The 20,023-nt window shown below is 71.0% G+C and carries 18 protein-coding genes; 7 read left to right on the top strand and 11 right to left on the bottom strand.

The annotated features are described in order from the left end of the window. Positions 1-33: 33 nt before the first annotated feature. Positions 34-1,395 carry a polyprenol phosphomannose-dependent alpha 1,6 mannosyltransferase MptB gene (gene mptB / locus QM779_RS17495; RefSeq protein WP_428538010.1) on the bottom strand — a complete coding sequence of 454 codons (1,362 nt, stop codon included), beginning with the start codon at positions 1,393-1,395 and terminating at the stop codon, positions 34-36. Positions 1,396-1,602: 207 nt separating this feature from the next. On the opposite strand from mptB, the gene QM779_RS17500 reads away from it, so the two are divergent. Further along, positions 1,603-2,991 carry an MATE family efflux transporter gene (locus QM779_RS17500; protein WP_428538013.1) on the top strand — a complete coding sequence of 463 codons (1,389 nt, stop codon included), beginning with the start codon at positions 1,603-1,605 and terminating at the stop codon, positions 2,989-2,991. A 251-nt stretch (positions 2,992-3,242) separates the two neighbouring features. Here the strand turns inward: QM779_RS17500 and QM779_RS17505 are convergent, their stop codons facing one another. The 4 genes from QM779_RS17505 to QM779_RS17520 all read right to left on the bottom strand — a co-directional run bounded on the left by QM779_RS17505 (position 3,243) and on the right by QM779_RS17520 (position 6,556). Next, positions 3,243-3,527, bottom strand: coding sequence for a chorismate mutase (locus tag QM779_RS17505; protein WP_428538016.1), 285 nt, complete (start codon positions 3,525-3,527; stop codon positions 3,243-3,245). Between the two features lie 228 nt (positions 3,528-3,755). Beyond that, on the bottom strand, positions 3,756-4,307 hold the full coding sequence (gene epsC / locus QM779_RS17510) for a serine O-acetyltransferase EpsC (protein WP_428538019.1): 552 nt from the start codon (positions 4,305-4,307) through the stop codon (positions 3,756-3,758). Next, on the bottom strand, positions 4,307-5,239 hold the full coding sequence (gene cysK, locus QM779_RS17515; RefSeq protein ID WP_428538022.1) for a cysteine synthase A: 933 nt from the start codon (positions 5,237-5,239) through the stop codon (positions 4,307-4,309). The genes epsC and cysK overlap by 1 nt, the downstream gene beginning before the upstream one ends. A gap of 33 nt (positions 5,240-5,272) precedes the next feature. Then, positions 5,273-6,556: an O-acetylhomoserine aminocarboxypropyltransferase/cysteine synthase family protein gene (locus tag QM779_RS17520; protein WP_428538025.1), complete on the bottom strand. Its 1,284-nt coding sequence runs from the start codon at positions 6,554-6,556 to the stop codon at positions 5,273-5,275. Between the two features lie 279 nt (positions 6,557-6,835). Between QM779_RS17520 and guaA the strand changes: the two genes are divergently transcribed. Then, on the top strand, positions 6,836-8,389 hold the full coding sequence (gene guaA, locus QM779_RS17525; RefSeq protein ID WP_428538028.1) for a glutamine-hydrolyzing GMP synthase: 1,554 nt from the start codon (positions 6,836-6,838) through the stop codon (positions 8,387-8,389). Between the two features lie 4 nt (positions 8,390-8,393). Here guaA and QM779_RS17530 read toward each other — a convergent pair whose 3' ends face one another. The 3 genes from QM779_RS17530 to QM779_RS17540 are packed head-to-tail and all read right to left on the bottom strand — an operon-like array spanning position 8,394 to position 10,040. Further along, on the bottom strand, positions 8,394-8,657 hold the full coding sequence (locus QM779_RS17530; protein WP_428538031.1) for a PspC domain-containing protein: 264 nt from the start codon (positions 8,655-8,657) through the stop codon (positions 8,394-8,396). Between the two features lie 22 nt (positions 8,658-8,679). After that, complete coding sequence (locus QM779_RS17535; RefSeq protein WP_428538034.1) at positions 8,680-8,853, bottom strand: hypothetical protein; 174 nt, start codon at positions 8,851-8,853, stop codon at positions 8,680-8,682. After that, entirely contained in the window at positions 8,850-10,040 is a 1,191-nt protein-coding gene (locus QM779_RS17540) for a PspC domain-containing protein (RefSeq protein ID WP_428538037.1), read from the bottom strand. The genes QM779_RS17535 and QM779_RS17540 overlap by 4 nt, the downstream gene beginning before the upstream one ends. Before the next feature lie 254 nt (positions 10,041-10,294). On the opposite strand from QM779_RS17540, the gene QM779_RS17545 reads away from it, so the two are divergent. Genes QM779_RS17545 through QM779_RS17555 form a run of 3 tightly spaced genes read left to right on the top strand, consistent with a single transcriptional unit; the run spans position 10,295 to position 13,292 of the window. Beyond that, complete coding sequence (locus tag QM779_RS17545; protein ID WP_428538040.1) at positions 10,295-11,308, top strand: LacI family DNA-binding transcriptional regulator; 1,014 nt, start codon at positions 10,295-10,297, stop codon at positions 11,306-11,308. Next, positions 11,305-12,624, top strand: coding sequence for a PspC domain-containing protein (locus QM779_RS17550; protein WP_428538043.1), 1,320 nt, complete (start codon positions 11,305-11,307; stop codon positions 12,622-12,624). The genes QM779_RS17545 and QM779_RS17550 overlap by 4 nt, the downstream gene beginning before the upstream one ends. Then, positions 12,621-13,292 (top strand): LuxR C-terminal-related transcriptional regulator, encoded by a 672-nt coding sequence (locus tag QM779_RS17555; protein WP_428538046.1) that lies wholly within the window; start codon positions 12,621-12,623, stop codon positions 13,290-13,292. The genes QM779_RS17550 and QM779_RS17555 overlap by 4 nt, the downstream gene beginning before the upstream one ends. Positions 13,293-13,295: 3 nt before the next feature. On the opposite strand, the gene QM779_RS17560 is transcribed toward QM779_RS17555, so the two are convergent. Next, positions 13,296-13,547, bottom strand: coding sequence for a GlsB/YeaQ/YmgE family stress response membrane protein (locus tag QM779_RS17560; RefSeq protein WP_428538049.1), 252 nt, complete (start codon positions 13,545-13,547; stop codon positions 13,296-13,298). A gap of 137 nt (positions 13,548-13,684) precedes the next feature. On the opposite strand from QM779_RS17560, the gene pcrA reads away from it, so the two are divergent. Next, on the top strand, positions 13,685-16,090 hold the full coding sequence (gene pcrA, locus QM779_RS17565; protein ID WP_428538052.1) for a DNA helicase PcrA: 2,406 nt from the start codon (positions 13,685-13,687) through the stop codon (positions 16,088-16,090). Positions 16,091-16,176: 86 nt separating this feature from the next. Here the strand turns inward: pcrA and QM779_RS17570 are convergent, their stop codons facing one another. Both QM779_RS17570 and QM779_RS17575 read right to left on the bottom strand, forming a co-directional pair. After that, a complete protein-coding gene (locus QM779_RS17570) occupies positions 16,177-17,022 on the bottom strand; it encodes a hypothetical protein (RefSeq protein WP_428538055.1) in 846 nt (281 codons plus the stop codon). A gap of 717 nt (positions 17,023-17,739) precedes the next feature. Next, the gene (locus QM779_RS17575; protein WP_428538058.1) at positions 17,740-18,618 is read right to left on the bottom strand and encodes a M23 family metallopeptidase; all 879 of its coding nucleotides are present in this window, start codon (positions 18,616-18,618) and stop codon (positions 17,740-17,742) included. A 226-nt stretch (positions 18,619-18,844) separates the two neighbouring features. Here QM779_RS17575 and sucC point away from each other — a divergent pair, with 226 nt between their 5' ends. After that, the gene (gene sucC, locus QM779_RS17580) at positions 18,845-20,020 is read left to right on the top strand and encodes an ADP-forming succinate--CoA ligase subunit beta (protein WP_428538061.1); all 1,176 of its coding nucleotides are present in this window, start codon (positions 18,845-18,847) and stop codon (positions 20,018-20,020) included. Positions 20,021-20,023: the final 3 nt, after the last annotated feature.

The following is a 20,023-nucleotide window of genomic DNA, read 5'->3' on the forward strand; positions in this document are numbered from 1 at the left end:
TGGCGATCCTGCCACCCGCGGACAAGGCGGGGATCACGTCTGTCCGTGCCAGATCGCCGTCTGGAGGGCGTTCCAGACGCAGAAGGCGACGGCGAAACCGAACACCCAGTAGCGCTGGCGGCGGGTCAGCGGGACGAGGCCGAGCAGCGCGAGGCTCCACGGCAGGTACCAGGGGTGCAGGGCCTGGCCGAGGACGGCGATGGCGAGCGAACCCCAGGCGACGAGGCTGAGCGGACGGTCGGAGAAGCGGACGCCGATCCAGGCGAGGACGAGGAGCAGGATGACGGTGCCTACGCGTCCCGCGACGATCAGGAACCCCGTGTACGAGCCGCCGGCGTTCGCCCAGAGGATCGCCCCGCCCTTGGAGAGCAGGGCGAGCGGTGCCGGCGTCCCGGCCAGGCCCATCAGGTCGAGCCACTCCGTCCAGCCGAAGCCCAGGCCGGACGCGATGCTGATCGCGACGAAGCCGCCCAGCGCGACGGCCGTGACCACGGCGGTGCGCCACCCGAGCAGCCACAGCCGGCGGGCCAGCGGGAGCCGGGCGAGGGTTGCCGCGACAGGGAGACCGGCGACGGCGATCACGGTCAGCCCGCCCTGCTGCTTGAACGCCATCGCCACGGCGACGAGCAGGGGGGCGAGGGCGAACGCCGCCCAGGTCGTGCGCCAGCGGAGTGCGACCCAGATGGCGGCGAGAGAGGCGGCGACCATCGGGGCGTCGTTGTGGGCCGCGCCGATGAAGTGCAGGACGAGCAGGGGATTGAGGACGCCCAGCCAGACGGCGCCGCGGCGCGGCAGCCCGAGCAGGGACGCGATACGCGGGACGAGGAGCAGCATGGCGGCCACGGCGAGCAGGGCGGGGATCCGCATCGCCACCACGGACCAGTAGGCCTGCGCGCCGGTGGCGGTGACGACGAGTTCGTTGAGCCGGAGGGTGAGCGGCGGGTACGCGACGCCGCTGCCCGCCCAGAGCGGGTCGACGAAGGGGGCGAACGGGCCGCCGGAGGTGGCGAGCCCGACGTGGTAGGGGTTGGCGCCGGTGGACAGCGTCCAGCCGAGGTCGGCGTACAGGACGGCGTCGGGGCTGAGCACGGGCGGTACGACGAGGAGCGGCAGTGCCCACAGCGCCAGCGTGGTGCCGGCGCGGACGGGCTGGCGGGTGCGGGTCGGCCGGATCCGCCACCACGACACGGCGAGGGCGACCACCCCGGCGACGAGGAGGACGCGGTTCCACGGCAGCGGCGCGGTCAGCCCGACGGCGTTCACCCAGGCCGCGGGCCACCCGTCCGGCGAGAACGAGAACTCGGGGTGGCAGCTGCCCCACGCGACCGCGACGGTCCCGACGAACCCGAGCCACACCCACCCCGAACGGAGCGCCGACGCCGGGCTGACGGTCATGGCGGGCTCCTGTGGTGGGTGGTCGCCGCCCAGTCTAGGGCGGCGCGCCCCCGCGTCCCGGGGGAGGTGTGGGTGCGGTCGAGTCCGTGGTGAGATGCCGGGTCGAGCCCGGCATGACAGGTGCCTTCTTGTCATCCCGGGCTTGACCCGGGATCTCGGTCCGGCACCCGGGGTGACGGGACCGACCTCTCGAGGACCGCTCCCGTGATGGCGGGACGCGCCCGGGGCGCCGTCCACGTCCTCTACCGTGGCGGGGTGCGCACGCCGGGCAGCCAGAGCAGGGAGATCCTCGCCCTCGCCGTACCGGCCTTCCTCGCGCTGGTGGCGGAGCCGCTGTTCCTGCTGGCCGACACCGCGATCGTCGGGCACCTCGGCACCGCCCAGCTGGCCGGACTCGGCGTGGCGAGCTCGATCCTCGTCACCGCCGCCGGCGTCTTCGTGTTCCTCGCCTACGGCACCACCTCGGTCGTGGCCCGGCAGGTCGGGGCGGGCGACGAGCGGGCCGCGCTCGCGTCCGGGCTGGACGGGATCTGGCTCGCCCTCCTGCTCGGCGTTGCGACCGCGCTCGTGGTGGGGTTCGCCGCCGAGCCGCTGTGCGGGGTGTTCGGCGCGTCGCCGGAGGCCGTCGGGTTCGCCGCCACGTATCTGCGCATCTCCGCCGGGGGGATCCCCGCGATGTTGGCCGTCCTCGCCGCGACCGGCGCGCTGCGCGGCTTCCAGGACACCCGGACGCCCCTGGTCGCCTCCGTCCTCGGGTTCGGGGCGAACATCGCCCTCAACCTGCTCCTCGTCCTCGGCCTGGGCTGGGGGATCGCCGGCTCGGCGTGGGGCACGGTGATCGCCCAGACTGGGATGGGCGTGGGGCTCGTCGCGGTCGTCGTCCGCAGGGCGCTGGCCGGGCGCGCTCCGCTGCGTCCCGAGCCCGGACGCGTCCTGCGGGCAGCCACGACCGGCGTCCCCCTGCTCGTGCGGACGCTCGCGCTGCGGGCGATCCTGCTGGTGACGACGTGGGTGGCTGCCGGCCTGGGCGACGTCCCGCTGGCCGCGCACCAGGTGGCCGGCACGATCTGGTCGTTCCTCGCCTTCGTGCTGGACGCGCTCGCGATCGCCGGCCAGGCGATCACGGGCAAGGCGTTGGGCGCCGGCGACGTGGCGGCCGTCCGCAGCGCGACGTCCACCATGCTTCGCTGGGGAGTATGGGCAGGAGTGGTGCTCGGTGCGCTGCTGGTCGCCGTCCATGGAGTGCTCCCCGCGCTGTTCACCGCCGATCCCGGCGTCCGGGAGGCGCTCGGCGCGGCGTTGGTCGTGATCGGGCTGACCAGCTGGCTCTCCGGCCTGGTGTTCGTCGCGGACGGGGTGCTGATCGGGGCGGGCGATGGACGCTGGCTGGCCGGCGCGATGGCTGCGACGCTCGCGGCCTACCTGCCGCTGGTCCTCGCCGTGCGCTGGTTCACGCCGTGGCTGGCCGCTCAGGGCGCACCGCTCGCCGTCGCGGTGCTGTGGGTGGTGTTCACCGCCTTCATGGCGATCCGCTGGGCCTTCCTGTGGTACCGCGTCCGCGGCGACGGTTGGCTGGTCGCTGGCGCCAGCCGTTAGTCGGTGGTGGCTGGGGACGCGGGCGGTCTCAAGGTGGACGGTTCTGCGGCGTAGTCGCGACGATGCGTCCACTTTGTGGTGGACGGGACGCGGGCCGTCTCAAGGTGGACGCTTCTGCGGCGTACTCGCGACGATCCGTCCACTTTGTGGTGGACGGGGACGCGGGCCGTCTCAAGGTGGGCGGTTCTGCGGCGTACTCGCGACGATCCGTCCACTTTGTGGTGGACGAGACGCGGGCCACGACCCGCCGATCAGTCGGCGGCGATCGCCTCGTGGTGGCGGACGACCTCCGCGACGACGAAGGTCAGCCACTTCTCGGCGAACTCGGGGTCGAGGTGCGCGCGCTGGGCGAGGTCACGCAGCCGTTCGATCTGCTGCACCTCGCGCTCCGGGTCGGCCGCGGCCAGCCCGCGGTCGCGCTTGAGGACGCCGACCTGCTGGGTGATCTTGAACCGCTCGGCAAGCAGGCAGATGATCGCCGCGTCCAGGTTGTCGATGGAGCCGCGGAGCCGCTCGAGTTCAGGGTCGCTCTGCACGCGCACAGCCTAGTGCCGCAGCGTCCGCGTCCGCCGCGCAGTCCTCGCGTCCCGACCTACCGCGCGGAGTCGCCATGGAAGTGGCGCGAAACGAGAACCGTCCCCGCTTTCGCGCCACCCGCCGCTCTCCACACAAACGCTCCCGACACTCGCAAACGCTCCCGAAATTTCGGGAGCGTCTGCGAGTTTCGGGAGCGTTTGTGGGTTGAGGGAGCTGGGACGCGGCACTTACGCGATGACGTCGCCCGGGGTGGTGTTGGCGGGGATGCCGGTCACCACCGAGTTCGGGGGGACGTCCTTGACCACTAGCGCGTTCGCGCCGATCCGGCTGCCGTCACCGATCGTGATCGGGCCGATGATCTTGGCTCCCGCGCCCAGCAGGACGTGGTTGCCGATCGTGGGGTGCCGCTTGAAGCGGCCCCGGCTGCGTCCGCCCAGCGTGACCTGGTGGTACATCAGGACGTCGTCGCCGATCTCCGCGGTCTCCCCGATCACCACACCCATGCCGTGGTCGATGAAGAACCGCCGCCCGATCACCGCGCCCGGGTGGATCTCGATGCCGGTGAAACCGCGCGACCACTGCGAGAGGATCCGGGCCACTGGTTGCAGCGCCACCGACCGCGTCCAGAGCCGGTGGCACAACCGGTGGCTCCACACCGCGTGGATGCCCGGGTAGGTGAGCGCGACCAGGAGCTTCGACGTGGCGGCGGGGTCCTCCCGCATGGCCGTGTCGAGGTCCTCCTGGATGCGCGCCCACACCCGCCGGAGCAGGTCCTGCACTAGTCGAGCAGGTCGGCGTACAGGACGGTGGACAGGTAGCGCTCGCCGAAGGACGGGATGATCACGACGATCGTCTTCCCCGCGTTCTCCTCCCTCGCGGCCAGCTCACCGGCGGCCGCCAGCGCCGCACCGGACGAGATCCCGACCAGCAGGCCCTCCTCGCGGGCCGCCCGACGCGCCCACTCGATCGCGGTCTCCGAGCTCTGCGGCAGCACCTCGTCGATCACCGAACGGTCGAGGATCTCGGGGATGAAGTTCGCCCCGATCCCCTGGATCTTGTGCGGTGCGGGCGAGCCGCCCGACAGCAGCGGGGACTCGGCCGGCTCGACGGCGACGATCTTCACCTCGGGCTTGCGCTCCTTCAGCACCTGCCCGACGCCGGTGATCGTGCCACCCGTGCCGACGCCGGCCACCACGTAGTCGACCGCGCCGTCGGTGTCCGCCCAGATCTCCTCCGCGGTGGTCCTGCGGTGGATGTCGGGGTTGGCCGGGTTGGCGAACTGCCGGGCCAGGATCGCGCCGGGGGTCTCCGCGGCGATCTGCTCGGAGCGCGTAACGGCCCCCTTCATGCCTTCTGCCCCCGGAGTGAGCACGAGCTCGGCCCCGAACGCCCGCAGCAGCGCGCGCCGTTCCTTGGACATCGTCTCGGGCATCGCCAGGACGACCTTGTAGCCGCGGGCCGCGCCGACGAACGCCAGCGCGATGCCGGTGTTGCCGGACGTGGCCTCGACGATCGTCCCGCCCGGCTGCAGCTCGCCGGACGCCTCGGCCGCGTCGATGATCGCCACGCCGATCCGGTCCTTCACCGAGTTGGCCGGGTTGTAGAACTCCAGCTTCGCCAGCACGATTGCCTGCGAGTCGCCGTACAGGCGGTTGATCCTCACCAGCGGGGTGCGGCCGATCAGCTGGGTCGCGTCCTCGAAGTACGCCATGTGTCCTCTTCCTGTTCTGGGAGTTCTCGGTGGTCAGACCTGGGCCAGCGCCTGGTCCAGGTCGGCGATCAGGTCATCGACGTACTCGATACCCAGGCTCAGCCGCACCATCTCCGGCGCGACCCCTGCCGCCACCAACTCCTCCTCGGTCAACTGAGAGTGTGTCGTGGTCGCGTTGTGGATCGCCAGTGACTTGGCGTCACCGATGTTCGCCAGGTGGGAGAACAATTGCAGGGACTCGATGAACTTCGAGCCCGCCTCGCGACCCGCCTTGAGCCCGAAGGCGAGGAGGCCGCCGTAGCCGCGGCCGGTGAAGATCCGGTCGGCGACGGGCTTGGACGGGGACGAATCCAACCCCGGGTAGTTCACCCAGGCCACCTTGTCGTGGCTCTCCAGGTACTGCGCCACGGCCAGCGCGTTCGCCGAGTGCCGGTCGATCCGCAGGTGCAGGGTCTCCAGGCCCTGCAGGAACAGCCAGGAGTTGAACGGCGACACCGCCGCGCCGGTGTTGCGCAGCAGTACGGTGCGCGCCCTGATGATGTAGGCGGCCGGGCCGGCGGCGTCCGTCCACACCGCGCCGTGGTAGGCCGGGTCGGGCTGGGTGAGGCCGGGGAAGCGGTCGGAGTGCGCGGTCCAGTCGAACTTCCCGGAGTCGACGATGATGCCGCCGACGCTGGTGCCGTGGCCACCGATGTACTTGGTGGCCGAGTGGACGGCGACGTCGACGCCATGGTCGAACACCTTCGCCAGGATCGGGGTGGTGACGGTCGCGTCCACGATGAACGGCAGGCCCGCCGCGTGCGCCGCCTCCGACCACGCGTCGAGGTCGAGGACGTTGATCGCCGGGTTGCCGATCGTCTCGCCGAAGACCAGCTTCGTCTTCTCGTCGACGACCTCGGCCAGCTTCTCCGGGTGGTCGGGGTCGACGAAGCGGACCTCGATGCCGTACTGCGGCAGGGTGTGCGCGAACAGCGCGTAGGTGCCGCCGTACAGCGTCGAGACCGACACGATGTTGTCGCCGGCGTAGGTCAGGTTCAGCACGGCGTAGGTGATCGCCGCGGCGCCGGACGCGGTCGCGAGCGCGCCGATGCCGCCCTCCAGGGCGTTGACGCGGGTCTCGAACACCGACTGGGTCGGGTTCATGATCCGGGTGTAGATGTTGCCCGGCACCCGCAGCGCGAAGAGGTCGGCGGCGTGCTCGGTGTCGTCGAACACGTAGCTGGTGGTCTGGTAGATCGGGACCGCCCGCGAATTCGTGGCCGGGTCGGCGTCCTCCTGTCCGGCGTGGACGGCAAGGGTGTCGGGATGCTGGGACATGTCGCTCCTGTGGGCTGCTGGTCGTGCTGTGGTGAAAGAGCCGGACGGGCATCGGTGCCGCCCGTGGGGCATGGGGTGAATGGTCCGCGGGGGACCTGTGGTGACGCTGTTGCGGGCCGGTGGATCAGCGCATTCGACAACAGGACATCGACCGCACGCAGCAGCAACACAGGGCCGCGGAGCACGTCGGGGTCATGCTCGCAGGCTAGCGATGCGTCCACGGAGTGGTCAACAGCGTCTTGGGATCCGGGCGTCCGGGAACCCATAGAATCGGTGCCCATGAGCGCCGAACACGATCTGGTGCTGGTCGTCGACTACGGCGCCCAGTACGCCCAACTCATCGCCCGCCGCGTCCGCGAGGCGAGGGTCTACTCCGAGATCGTGCCGCACACGATGGCCGTCGCCGACATCCTCGCGAAGGAGCCGAAGGCCGTCATCCTCTCCGGCGGGCCGAGTTCGGTCTACGAGCCGGGCGCGCCCCAGCTGGACGGGACGCTGCTGGACGCGTCGGTCCCGGTCTTCGGCATCTGCTACGGCTTCATGGCGATGGCGCAGGCCCTCGGCGGCACGGTCGCCCGGACCGGCCAGCGCGAGTACGGGCGCACCACGGTCGAGGTGCTCGAGCCCGGACGCCTGCTCACCGGCCTGCCCTCCTCGCTGACGTCGTGGATGTCCCACGGCGACGAGGTCACGGCCGCCCCGTCCGGCTTCACCGTCAACGCCCGCTCGCCGCGGGCCACCGTCGCGGCGTTCGAGGACACCGGCCGGCGCCTGGCGGGCGTCCAATGGCACCCGGAGGTGCTGCACTCCGAGCACGGGCAGGCCGTCCTCGAACACTTCCTGTACGACATCGCCGGCTGCCGTCCGACCTGGACCAGCGGCAACATCGTCGAGGACCAGGTCGCCCGGATCCGCGCGGAGGTGGGCGACGCCCGCGTCCTGTGCGCGCTGTCCGGCGGCGTGGACTCCGCGGTCGCTGCTGCGCTCGTCCAGAAGGCGATCGGCGACCAGCTCACCTGCGCGTTCGTCGACCACGGGTTGCTGCGCGAGGGCGAGGCCGAGCGGGTCGAGCACGACTTCGTCGCGTCCACCGGCGTGAAGCTGGTCGTGGCGGACGAGCAGGACCGGTTCCTCACCGCGCTGGCCGGCGTCAGCGACCCGGAGACCAAGCGCAAGATCATCGGACGCGAGTTCATCCGGACGTTCGAGGACGCCGCACGCCGGATCAACGACGAGGGGCCGATCGACTACCTCGTGCAGGGCACGCTCTACCCCGACGTGGTCGAGTCCGGCGGCGGTGAGGGCGCGGCGAACATCAAGAGCCACCACAACGTGGGCGGCCTGCCCGACGACCTGCAGTTCCGGCTGATCGAGCCGCTGCGCACGCTGTTCAAGGACGAGGTGCGCCAGGTCGGTCGCCAGCTCGGGCTGCCCGAGCACATCGTCAACCGGCACCCGTTCCCCGGGCCGGGGCTCGGCATCCGGATCGTGGGGGCGGTGGACGCCGAGCGCCTGCGCATCCTGCGGGCCGCGGACGCGATCGTCCGTGCCGAGACCACCGCGGCGGGCTTGGACGGCGAGATCTGGCAGTTCCCCGTCGTCCTGCTGGCCGACGTCCGCTCGGTCGGCGTGCAGGGGGACGGCCGCACGTACGGCCACCCGATCGTGCTGCGTCCGGTCTCCAGCGAGGACGCGATGACGGCCGACTGGAGCCGGCTGCCCTACGCCCTGCTGGAGCGGATCAGCACGCGGATCACGAACGAGGTCCCCGAGGTGAACCGGGTGGTGCTGGACGTGACCAGCAAGCCCCCGGGCACCATCGAGTGGGAGTGATCCCTCAGCGGTAGTCGGACGGCGGCGTGCTGCTGTTGCCGCCGCCGAACATCTTCTTGAGGTCGTCGAAGCCGGTGGAGCCGCCCTCCTCGAGCGGGAGCACCAGCCACAGGGCGAGGTAGACCGGGACGATCAGGCCCCAGAAGAACGCCAGCACGACCGTGATGATCCGGACCAGGCCCGAGTCGATGCCCAGCGAGCGGGCGACGCCGCCGCAGACGCCTCCGACGAACTTGTCGGTCGCGGAACGGGTGAGCTTTTCCTTCATTGTTCTTTCCTTTCGTGGAAACTCAGTTGTGCCTGCGGGAGAGCAGCAGGACACCGACGCCCGCGACGACCATCGCCGCGGGGACGAGGATTCCGACCAGCTTGCGGTCGACCACGCCGTAGACCGTCCACAGCGCGAGAGCGGCGAACGCGACGGCCAGGACGCCGAACGCGAACGCGGCCCTGTCCCGCCTCATCGCTTCACGTCCAGTTCACCCAGGCCGACATCGGCCACGATGTGCAGGGTGTGCGTCCCGTCGCCCGTCGCCGGGTAGCGGGTGCTGCCCTCGAGGTCGAAGCCGTCCCTGCTCTCCCCGTACGAGGTGCCGGTCGCGTTGTACTCGCCGGCCTTCACGGTCCAGTCGACCTGCGTGGTCACGCCGGCGGGGACGACCAGGTTGAGCTGCCCTGCGCCGACGCGCACGGACAGGCTCTGGTCGGACGCGAGGTCCAGCCGGCTGAGGTCGAGGGTCAGTTCACCGGCCTGGAGTTCGATCGAGGGCGGCAGGTCGGCGCCGGAGAGGTAGGTGTACGCGCGCTCGCCCGCCTCGGGCACCCGGACGCCGAGGGAACTGACCAGCATGGACGCGGTCACGATTCCGGTGAGCAGGGTGACCGGGAGCAGGAGCGGCGGACGTCCGCCCCACGTGGACGCGACCAGCGTGAGCCCGAGGCCGGCCAGGACGGCGGCGGTGTAGGCGAGGGGGGTGGTCGGCAGCCCGAGGTGGCCGAGCGCGGTGACGGCGAGGACGGCGACGCCGACGAGGACGAGGGCCAGCCACCACAGGCGCCAGCGGCGGCGGCGCGGACGGGTCACGGCGACGGGCAGGTCGTCGTCACGGACGGCCAGGTCGGACGCGGGCTCGGTGTACGGCTGCGTCCACCGCTGCTCGCCGGACGCCGCCAGCGGGGCGGCTGCCACCTCCACGTAGCCGGGCGTCTGCTGCTCGACGAGGCGCTGCCGCCAGTGCTCGGCCTCGCGCTCGAACGGGGTGGGCTCGGGCGGGGTGGGCGGCGTCGTGCGGACGTTGCGTCCGCGGATGCCGAAGAACCAGACACAGAAGAGGACCACCAGCGGGCCGAGCCCGATCCCCTGCGTCCCGACCACGGCCACCAGCGCGACCGCCGCGACGAGCGTGACCGCCACGACGGTCCGGTTCGACCACATCCGGGTGAACGGCAGCAGGCGTCGGATCGGCGCCTCGGTGCTGCCCTCCCTCGGCATCAGCAGCAGGCCCGCCGCATACGCGACGAGCCCCAGCCCGCCGAAGAAGGCGAGGACGACGACGGCGATCCGCAGCAGGTTCGGGTCGAGCTGCCAGCGGCGGGCCAGGCCCGCGCACACCCCACCGGCCAGCGCGCCCGTACGCGGGCGGCTGATCACGGGAACAGGGTGGTGATCGGGCACGGTTCCATTCAACGTCGGCGCGGGCGAACGGACCATAAGGGTTGTCCCTGAGGGCTCCCGACATCGGCGCGCAGGGTGTAGAAATGTCCTCAACAGAGCTGAGAGCGCTTTCACGTACCGGGGTTCCGATCCTGATAGCGTTCCCACACAAAGCCGGGTCCTCGCGCGCTCACGGACGACGTGGTCGGGGGCGTCCGAACGCTCCGGCCGTTGAGACAGGAGGCACCCCCGTGGCCAGGTTCGACGGGGAGCACTCGGCGCCGACGCTGGAGGACGTGGCCCGGATCGCCGGTGTCTCCCGCGCGACCGTCTCACGCGTGGTGAACGGGGGGACGCTCGTCGCCGCGAAGACCACCGAAGCCGTCAGGGCGGCGATCAACGAGATCGGCTACCACCCCAACCGCGCGGCCAGGGCCCTGGTGACCCGCCGCACGGGCGCCATCGCCGTGATCGTCCCCGAGACCGACGAGCGCGTCTTCACCGACCCCTACTTCCCGCAGGCCTACCACGGCGCCCTGCAGGCCTTCGCCGGCTCGGACGTCCAGGTGGTGCTGGCGATGGCCCAGCCCGGCGACAGCGCGTCCCGGATGGTCCGCTACCTCGAATCGGGGCACGTGGACGGGGCGATCATCGTCTCCCACCACGGTCCCGAGCTCGCGATGGCGCTCGCGCACTCGTGGCAGCCGGTCGTCTTCGTGGGTGATCCCGAGGCGCCCGGCGTCTGCTACGTCGACCTCGACAACACGGCGGCCGCCCGGATGGCGACCCGGCACCTGATCTCGCGTGGCTGCCGCTCGATCGGCACCATCACCGGCCCGCTCGACATGGCCTCCGCGCGCTCGCGGCTGGCCGGGTTCGAGGACGCGATGGCCGAGGCGGGGCTGGACAGCTCGCTGCGGGTGGAGGGCGGCTACACCGCGCGCAGCGGCGAGACCGTCACCGAACTCCTCGAGCGGTGCCCCGGCCTGGACGGGCTGTTCGTCGCGAACGACCTGATGGCGGTCACGGCGATGGGCGTCGTGCAGCGGTCCGGTCGCCGGGTGCCGGAGGACGTGAAGATCGTCGGCTTCGACGACGCGGCGATCGGGCTGCAGTGCCACCCGCAGCTGACCACGATGACCAACCCCGCCGACGAGCACACGCGCACGGCGGCGGAGATGCTGATCGAGCTGCTGGCCGGGGAGTCGCCGGAGAACCCGCGGATGATGCGGCCCAGCCGCCTGGTGGTGCGCGGATCGGCATGACCCGTCCAGACGGCCAGCCCGAGGAGCTCCAGGGAACCGGTCTCCCGGTCCCGCAGGGACGCGCGGGCGAACCGCCGGTGGCGTCCGCCCAGCCGCGCTCGATGCGTCCGATCAGCGGGGCGTGGGTGGGCGGCGTCTGCGCGGGGCTGGCCGACCACCTGGGCTGGTCGGTGCTGGTGCTGCGCGTGATCTTCGTCGTGCTGGCCGCCGCGGGGCTGCTGGGCGTGGCGCTGTACCTCGCGCTGTGGCTGGTCATGCCGCGGCAGGCCGGGCAACGCTCCGCGCCGGGGCTGGAGTCGGGGGCGCGGCGCGGGCTGCGTCCGGGCGGCTCGGTGGCGCTGACGCCGGTCGACCTGGGTGTCGCCGGGGCCCTCGTGCTGCTCGGCGTCGGCCTGCTGTGGCTCGTGCAGGCCTCGGGTTGGGGGCTGCCCGTGCCGGCCCTGGTCTCCGGCCTGCTCGCCTCCGCCGGACTGGGCCTGATCTGGTGGCAGGCCGACCATGCGTCCACCCGCGAGCTGCGGACGGGCTCGGGCTGGCGGCGGATGGTCACGCCGCTGCTCGCGCAATGGTCGACGATCATGGCGATCGTCGCGGGGCTGGCGTCGCTCGCCGGCGCCGTCGTGGTGTTGACCGCCTCGCTGCCGGGGATCGGGGACGCGCCCCGCACCGCACTCCTGGTCGGGCTGTCCGTGGGTGCGCTGCTGCTCGCGTCGCTGCCGTGGGTCCTGCGGGTGCGCCAGGCGTTCGCCAGGGCCAGGGACGACGCCCTGGTGGCGGATGCCCGCGCGGACATGGCCGCGCACCTGCACGACTCCGTCCTGCAGACCCTCGCGCTGATCCAGCGGCAGGCGGCGGACCCGAAGAAGGTCACCGCGCTGGCGCGCAGGCAGGAGCGGGAACTCCGGCAGTGGCTGTACGGCGAGACCATGGCCGGCGGCAGCCTGGTCGAGGCGCTCACGGCCGAACTGCTGGACGTCGAGGACACGCACGGGGTGGACATCGAACTGGTGTCGGTGGGTGACTGTGAGCTGTCCGGGGAGCTGACCTCCCTCGTCCGGGCCACGCGGGAGGCGATGGTGAACGCGGCCCGGCACTCCGGCGCCGAGCGCATCGACGTGTACGCGGAGGTGGACGAGGACCTGGTCTCCGTCTACGTGAGGGACCGCGGCTCCGGTTTCGACCTCGGCCACGTCGAGGAGGACCGGATGGGGGTGCGGAACTCGATCGTCGAGCGGGTGAAGCGGGCCGGCGGACGGGCGATAATCAGGACGGCGCCCGGAGAGGGCACCGAGGTGAGACTGGAGCTGCCACGATGAGCGAGACCACGACCGAACCGGGCACCCCCGCCGTGTGGCGGGTGGTGCTGGTCGACGACCACGCCATGTTCCGCAGCGGGGTGCGGCACGACATCGGCGACCGCGTCCACCTGGTCGGCGAGGGCGAGGACGTGCCGACCGCCGTCGCCGCGATCATCGCCGCCGTCCCCGATGTGGTGCTGCTGGACGTCCACATCCCCGGTGGTGGGGGCGTCGAGGTGATCAAGCAGGTGTCCGCGATCGAGTCGGGGGTGAAGTTCCTCGCCCTCTCGGTGTCGGACGCGGCCGAGGACGTGATCGGGATCATCCGCGCGGGCGCCCGCGGCTATGTGACGAAGTCGATCTCCGCCGACGAGCTGGTGGAGGCGATCGGACGCGTGGCGACCGGTGACGCGGTGTTCTCGCCGCGGCTGGCCGGCTTCGTGCTGGACGCGTTCTCCGGCGCGATCGACGTGGCCAGCATAGACGAGGACCTCGACCGGCTCTCCGTCCGGGAGCGGGAGGTGCTGCGCCTGATCGCCCGCGGGTACGCGTACAAGGAGATCGCGCGGGAGCTGTTCATCTCGATCAAGACGGTCGAGACCCACGTCTCCAGCGTCCTGCGCAAGCTGCAGCTGTCGAACCGCCACCAGCTCACCCGCTGGGCCACCGACCGCAAGCTGGTGTGACGGTCAGCGCTTCTTGACGATCAGGCCGTAGATCCACAGGACGAGGACCGAGCCGCCGATCGCCAGCAGCCAGGACCACAGCGAGAAGAAGCCGGTCAGGCCGCGGTCGAACAGCGCGCTGCCGATCCAGCCGCCGACCAGGCCACCGACCAGGCCCGTGAGCAGGCTGGACAGCCAGCCGCCCTTCTCCTTCAAGATCGCCTTGGCGATCGCACCGGCGATCAGACCCATCAGAATCCATGCGATGAAACCCATGGGTCCGAACCTAGCCGCCGGCCCGTCGGCGGCCCATGGGGAGCGTCCACCACTCGACCCTGAGCAATCCCGGAGGCGAGGGGCCGCGGACGGTCCTGGCGGCCGGGGAGGGTGGCAGCGCATAGTCTTGTCCAGCCATGTCAGACACGCTGTTCCCCGACCTGTTCACCACCCCTGCCCCCGCCGCGCCCGCGGAGTCAGGGGGGCCCGCCGAGCCGCCCGAGCGCCGGCGCAGGATCACGGAGGAGGAACTGCTCGCCGACCTCAACCCGCCGCAGCGGGCCGCGGTCGTGCACGCGGGCAGCCCGGTGCTGGTGGTCGCCGGCGCGGGCTCGGGCAAGACCCGCGTCCTGACCCGGCGGATCGCCCACCTGGTCAGCCAGCGGCACGTCCACCCCGGCTCGATCCTGGCGATCACGTTCACCAACAAGGCGGCGGCGGAGATGCGGCACCGGGTGGTCGAGCTCGTCGGCAACAGGGCGAAGCTGATGTGGGTCTCGACGTTCCACTCCGCCTGCGTCCGGATCCTGCGCTCCGACGTCTCCCGGTTCGGGATGGGACGCAACTTCTCGATCTACGACGACACCGACAGCAAGCGGCTGATGACGCTGGTGCTGCGCGACCTCGACCTCGACCCCAAGCGGTTCCCCGTCCGCGCGGTGATGAACTGGGTGTCCAACTGCAAGAACGAACTCGTCGACCACGAGTCCGCGCGCAGCAGGGCGCAGGAGGGGACGGCGGAGGAAACCTATGCGGACGCCTACGCGGAGTACCAGCGCCGGCTGAAGGCGGCCAACGCCCTCGACTTCGACGACCTGATCATGACCACCGTGCACCTGCTGCAGGCCTTCCCCGACCTGCGCGAGCAGTACCGGCGCCGGTTCCGCCACGTCCTCGTCGACGAGTACCAGGACACCAACCACGCGCAGTACGCGCTCGTCCGGGAGCTGTGTGGCGTCCACCCCGCGGGGCCGGGGGACGCGCCGGAGGTCGAGGCGCCCGAGCTGATGGTCGTCGGTGACTCCGACCAGTCGATCTACGCGTTCCGCGGGGCGACGATCCGCAACATCCTCGACTTCGAGGCCGACTTCCCCGGCGCGACGACGATCGTGCTCGAGCAGAACTACCGCTCCACCCAGAACATCCTGAACGCGGCGAACGCCGTGATCACCCGCAACCCGGGACGCCCGGAGAAGCGGTTGTGGTCGGACGCGGGGGACGGTGACCTGCTGGTCGGCTACGTGGCGGACACCGAGCACGACGAGGCGCAGTTCGTGGCCGAGGAGATCGACCGGCTCACCGACGACGGGAAGGCGAAGCCCGGCGAGGTGGCGGTGTTCTACCGGACGAACGCCCAGTCCCGGGCGTTCGAGGAGGTGTTCATCCGGGTCGGGATGCCGTACCGCGTGGTCGGGGGCGTCCGCTTCTACGAGCGCAGGGAGGTCAGGGACGCGATCGCGTACCTGCGGGCCATCGCGAACATCGACGACGACGTGTCGGTGCGGCGCGTGCTGAACGTGCCCCGGCGGGGCATCGGCGACCGCGCGGAGGCGATGCTGGAGGCGTTCGCCGCGTCCGAGCAGATCTCGTTCGGGGCGGCGCTGAACCGCGCCAACCAGGCGCAGGGGCTGGCCACCCGGTCGCTCAACCAGGTGGAGGCGTTCGCGTCCCTCCTGGCCGGGTACCGCGCGAAGGTCGCGGCCGGCGTCCCCGCGGACGAGATCCTCGCCGGCATCCTGAAGGACTCCGGGTACCTCGACGAACTCAGCAGTTCGACCGACCCGCAGGACGAGAGCCGGCTGGAGAACCTGGTCGAGCTGGTCAGCGTCGCGGGGGAGTTCGTCGCGGCCGCGCACGCGGTGGACGTCCCCGAGGACGAGGGCGAGCTGGCGGCGGGTGCGCCGGAGCCGGACGACTCGCTGCCGGCGTTCCTCGAGCGGATCGCCCTGGTCGCCGACTCCGACCAGATTCCCGACAACGACCCGGACGCGGCCGGCGTGGTCACGCTGATGACGCTGCACACGGCGAAGGGGCTGGAGTTCAACACGGTCTTCCTGACCGGCTTCGAGGACGGGATCTTCCCGCACCAGCGGGCGATGACCGACAAGCAAGAGCTGGAGGAGGAACGCCGCCTGGCCTACGTCGGGATCACCAGGGCGCGCCAGCGGCTGTACCTGACCCGCGCGACCGTCCGTTCGCAGTGGGGCTCACCGCAGTACAACCCGGCGAGCCGGTTCACCGAGGAGATCCCCGCCCACCTGATCGACTGGCGCCGCCTCGGCGTCGCGCGAACCAGCTACGCCTCGTCCGCTGCGGTGCGGACGGACCAGGCCCGGCGCGCCACCCTGAGCTTCGGGACGCGGCCGCCGATCAAGACGGTGCCCTCGGTCGACGTGGGCGACCGCGTCCTGCACACCACCTTCGGGCTGGGGACGGTGATCGCAACCTCGGGAATGGGCGACGGCGCCAAGGCGGACGTCGACTTCGGCTCGGTCGGGGTGAAGCGCCTGTCCCTCAAGCACGCCCCGATGGAGAAGCTCTAGCGAAGACCCCGCGGCCGGGTCCGCCCGTCCCCGCCACAAACGCTCGCGAATTCCGGGAGCGTTTGTGAGTCAGCGCGGCGTCCGGCTCACTCGACACGCCACCGGCGCGCCAGGACCAGCACCAGGACGCCGAGCGCCACGGCCATGATCCCCTGGCCGAGGGCGGTCCAGGTCGCCTCGGAGGGCCCCGTCCACGCAAGCGTTGATCCGTCGTGGTCACCCCCGTCTCCGCCACCACCGGGACGGGTGGTGCTCGTGGGCTCGGTCGTGGCCGTGGGTGTCGGGGTGGGCGTCGGCGTGGGCGTGGGCGTCGGGGTCGGCGTGGGGGTCGGCGTCGGCGTGGGCGTGGCTGTGCAGGTGACGGTGCCGCTGGCGATGTCGGGGAAGGTCTGGTCGCCGTTGATGGCGGTGACGCTCCAGGTGTAGCTGTCGTCGGGGAGTTGGCTGGCGGGGATGGAGGGGTGGAAGCCCATGAGGTCGGTGTCGTCGTCGGTGAGGGTGGTGAGGAGGGTGCCGTTGACGTAGACCTCGAAGGACCAGGGCAGGTCGGGTTCCTCGTTGTAGGTGATGTCGAGGTTCATGTCGGCCTGGCAGGCGACGTTGACGGTGATGTTGGGCGCGGTGACAGTCGGCGTGGGTGTGCAGGTGACGGTGCCGCTGGCGATGTCGGGGAAGGTCTGGTCGCCGTTGATGGCGGTGACGCTCCAGGTGTAGCTGTCGTCGGGGAGTTGGCTGGCGGGGATGGAGGGGTGGAAGCCCATGAGGTCGGTGTCGTCGTCGGTGAGGGTGGTGAGGAGGGTGCCGTTGACGTAGACCTCGAAGGACCAGGGCAGGTCGGGTTCCTCGTTGTAGGTGATGTCGAGGTTCATGTCGGTGCCACACGCCACGTTCACCGACACGTTGGGTGTGGTCGGCGCGGCGGCGGGCACCACGATGGCGGCACCTTGGACAGGTTCATCGGATGACGGGTCGGTGGACGGGTCACTCGGGGTGGGCGTCGTCGCCTCCGGCGGTCCCGTCGGCGAGTCCACAGGTGTGACGGACGCAGTTGGATCGTTCGTCGCTGCGGCTGGGGCCTCGTCCGTCGGTGGCGATGATTCGGAGGGAGTGGCGTCGGCGGGCCCCGACGCACGATCGGCCGGTTCCGGGGCCGGTTCGGGCGTGGAAGACGGAGGATCGGACTGCGCTGCCCGGGGTTCATCCTGCTCGGGCCTGGGGGACGGGTTCGCGCGGGCGCTGGACTCCGGTTGCGTCGTTGGATCAGGGGAGTTGTCCCCGCCGTCAGCGAAGGCGGGTGCGACCTGGAGCGCAAGCAGGGAGGCGGCGACGACGACCAGCCACGTTCTGTTCATGTTATCTCTCCCGTCGGGTCCCCCCATCATGGACCACGGGTGCTGAATTTCTTGCGGTGAGTTTTCCGACCAACAGTTGGTATCTCAGGCGATCTTCAGTCGCCGAGATCGTCTCGGTGCTGCGGCGTCACGATGAAACGATGAAATTTGGGGCTCCCCTGCGAGCACTCGCACGCCGGAACCATCGAGGACCCGAAGAAGCCACCGAGTGACTCGGTGGCTTCTGAGAGTTCCGGTGGTTCCTAAGAACTTTGGTGGCGAGCGTGGAAGCCCGGTTGCCGTCAGAGCGGCGGTGGCTCACTCGCCGTGGCCGTCGCCCTTCTCCTTGGCTTCCTTGTTCCAGCCGATGTACGTCATCGGGTCGGACTCGACGCCGTTGCGCTTGATCGAGAAGTGCAGGTGGCAGGCGGTGGAGAGGCCGGTGCTGCCGACGTAGCCGATCACGTCGCCCTGGTCGACCTTCTCGCCGACCTTCACGATGTACTTCTCCATGTGGAGGTAGCCGCTCTGGACGTCGATGCCGTCGATCTTGCCGTGCTCGATCCAGACGTTGTTGCCGGAGCCGCCGTTGTAGCCCATTTCGGCCTTCACCACCACGCCGGACTGCGCCGCGTGGATCTCCTGGCCGCACTTGCCGCCGATGTCGTCGCCGTCGTGCATGCGCATGTAGTGCAGGATCGGGTGCATCCGCATCCCGAACGGGGAGCTCACGGTGCCCGCGGTGGGCCAGATGAACTTGGGGAGGTTCTCCAGCCGGTCGATCTCCTTGGTGATCAGCGTGGCCTCGGAGTCGAGCGCGCTGCTGCGGGCTTCGGCCGCCGCGCTCTGCTGGCTGTCGGAGATCGTGTCCCCGTCCTGGACCAGCTGCGCACTGCGGGCGGCGGCGAGGTCGGAGATCGACGTGGCCGAGCTGGTCGCGCTGGCGGCCTGGACGGCGGGGATGCTCGAGATGGCCAGGCCCTGGGCCGCGAAGGCGATCCCGGCGCCGCCGGTGGAGGAAGCGGTGAAGGCGGAAACCCCTGCGATGGCGATTCCTGAGACGACGACCACGGTGGCCGTGCGCTTCACGATCCGGCGGAGACGCGAACCGGCGGGTGCGGCTGCAACGCCGTCCACCACCTGCTCCGGAGGGAGCGCTCGACGCGGCTTGTCAGCTCGCAGTCGCAGTCTGTTCACTTGGTTCCCCGTAAGCCCTCTTGAGTACGCACTGTGCCCGGCCCGGCCGAGCGAGAGCCACCTTAGCATTTCTTAGGCTGTTTCTCAGAATCTGTCTGAAACGGGGTACGAGGTGTCGGCCGTCCCGCATCCCGGGTGTCTGCGTATGCGCGGTGAGCGACGGTCGGGCTAGGCTCTGCACCGCATCAGCTGGCCGAGCCAGAACGAATGATGGAACGGAGTCGGAGTGGATCTGTTCGAGTACCAGGCGCGAGACCTGTTCGAGGCGCACGGCGTCCCCGTGTTGCGCGGGATCACCGCGCAGACGCCCGAGGAGGCCGGAGCCGCAGCCGAGCAGCTCGGCACGCCCGTCGTGGTCGTGAAGGCCCAGGTGAAGACCGGTGGACGCGGCAAGGCCGGCGGCGTGAAGCTGGCCCGGTCGCCGCAGGAGGCCGCCGATCGCGCGTCCGAGATCCTCGGGATGGACATCAACGGCCACACGGTCGAGACCGTGATGATCGCCGAGGGCGCCAACATCGCCGAGGAGTACTACTTCTCGCTCCTGCTCGACCGGTCGTCGCGCAGCTACCTGGCCATGTGCTCCAAGGAGGGCGGCATGGACATCGAGACGCTCGCCGTGGAGCGGCCCGAGGCGCTGGCGAGGGTCGAGGTCGACCCGCTGGTCGGTCTGGACGCGGCCAAGGCGGACGAGATCGTCGCCGCCGCGGGCTTCGCCGAAGCCGACCGTGCGGAGATCGCGCGCGTCCTCGTCCTGCTCGGCGAGGTGTACCGGGCCAACGACGCCACCCTCGTCGAGGTGAACCCGCTGGTGAAGACCGGTGAGGGCCGCATCGTCGCTCTCGACGGCAAGGTGAGCCTCGACGCGAACTCGGCGTTCCGGCACCCGGACTGGGCGGGCTACGCCGACGAGTCGTCCGACGACCCGCTGGAGGTCGAGGCGCGGTCGAAGAACCTCAACTACGTCAAGCTGGACGGGTCGGTCGGCATCATCGGCAACGGCGCCGGCCTGGTGATGAGCACGCTGGACGTCGTCGCCGCCGCCGGCGCCGACCTGCCGGGGCAGCCGAAGCCCGCGAACTTCCTCGACATCGGCGGCGGTGCGTCCGCGCAGGTGATGGCCGACGGGCTCGACATCATCCTCTCCGACGCGCAGGTGAAGGCGGTGTTCGTCAACGTGTTCGGCGGCATCACTGCCTGCTCCGAGGTCGCCAAGGGCATCATCGACGCCCTCGCGATGCTGGGCGACCGTGCGACCAAGCCGATCGTGGTGCGGCTGGACGGCAACGCCGTCGAGATCGGTCGCCACATGCTGGCCGAGGCGGCGCACCCGCTCGTCGAGGTGCGCGAGACCATGGACGATGCGGCCCGCCGGGCCGCCGAGCTGGCCGCCGCGGCCGAATAGGAG

This window comes from Propionicimonas sp., from assembly GCF_049840635.1.
In the GTDB taxonomy this organism is placed as follows: Bacteria; Actinomycetota; Actinomycetes; order Propionibacteriales; family Propionibacteriaceae; genus Propionicimonas.

What these genes read in the sequence shown, in the direction of transcription:
- mptB (WP_428538010.1), bottom strand. Translation starts at nt 1,395, where the DNA reads ATGACCGTCAGCCCGGCGTCGGCGCTCCGTTCGGGGTGGGTGTGGCTC.
- QM779_RS17500 (WP_428538013.1), top strand. Translation starts at nt 1,603, where the DNA reads ATGGCGGGACGCGCCCGGGGCGCCGTCCACGTCCTCTACCGTGGCGGG.
- cysK (WP_428538022.1), bottom strand. Translation starts at nt 5,239, where the DNA reads ATGGCGTACTTCGAGGACGCGACCCAGCTGATCGGCCGCACCCCGCTG.
- QM779_RS17520 (WP_428538025.1), bottom strand. Translation starts at nt 6,556, where the DNA reads ATGTCCCAGCATCCCGACACCCTTGCCGTCCACGCCGGACAGGAGGAC.
- guaA (WP_428538028.1), top strand. Translation starts at nt 6,836, where the DNA reads ATGAGCGCCGAACACGATCTGGTGCTGGTCGTCGACTACGGCGCCCAG.
- QM779_RS17530 (WP_428538031.1), bottom strand. Translation starts at nt 8,657, where the DNA reads ATGAAGGAAAAGCTCACCCGTTCCGCGACCGACAAGTTCGTCGGAGGC.
- QM779_RS17535 (WP_428538034.1), bottom strand. Translation starts at nt 8,853, where the DNA reads ATGAGGCGGGACAGGGCCGCGTTCGCGTTCGGCGTCCTGGCCGTCGCG.
- QM779_RS17550 (WP_428538043.1), top strand. Translation starts at nt 11,305, where the DNA reads ATGACCCGTCCAGACGGCCAGCCCGAGGAGCTCCAGGGAACCGGTCTC.
- QM779_RS17555 (WP_428538046.1), top strand. Translation starts at nt 12,621, where the DNA reads ATGAGCGAGACCACGACCGAACCGGGCACCCCCGCCGTGTGGCGGGTG.
- QM779_RS17560 (WP_428538049.1), bottom strand. Translation starts at nt 13,547, where the DNA reads ATGGGTTTCATCGCATGGATTCTGATGGGTCTGATCGCCGGTGCGATC.
- pcrA (WP_428538052.1), top strand. Translation starts at nt 13,685, where the DNA reads ATGTCAGACACGCTGTTCCCCGACCTGTTCACCACCCCTGCCCCCGCC.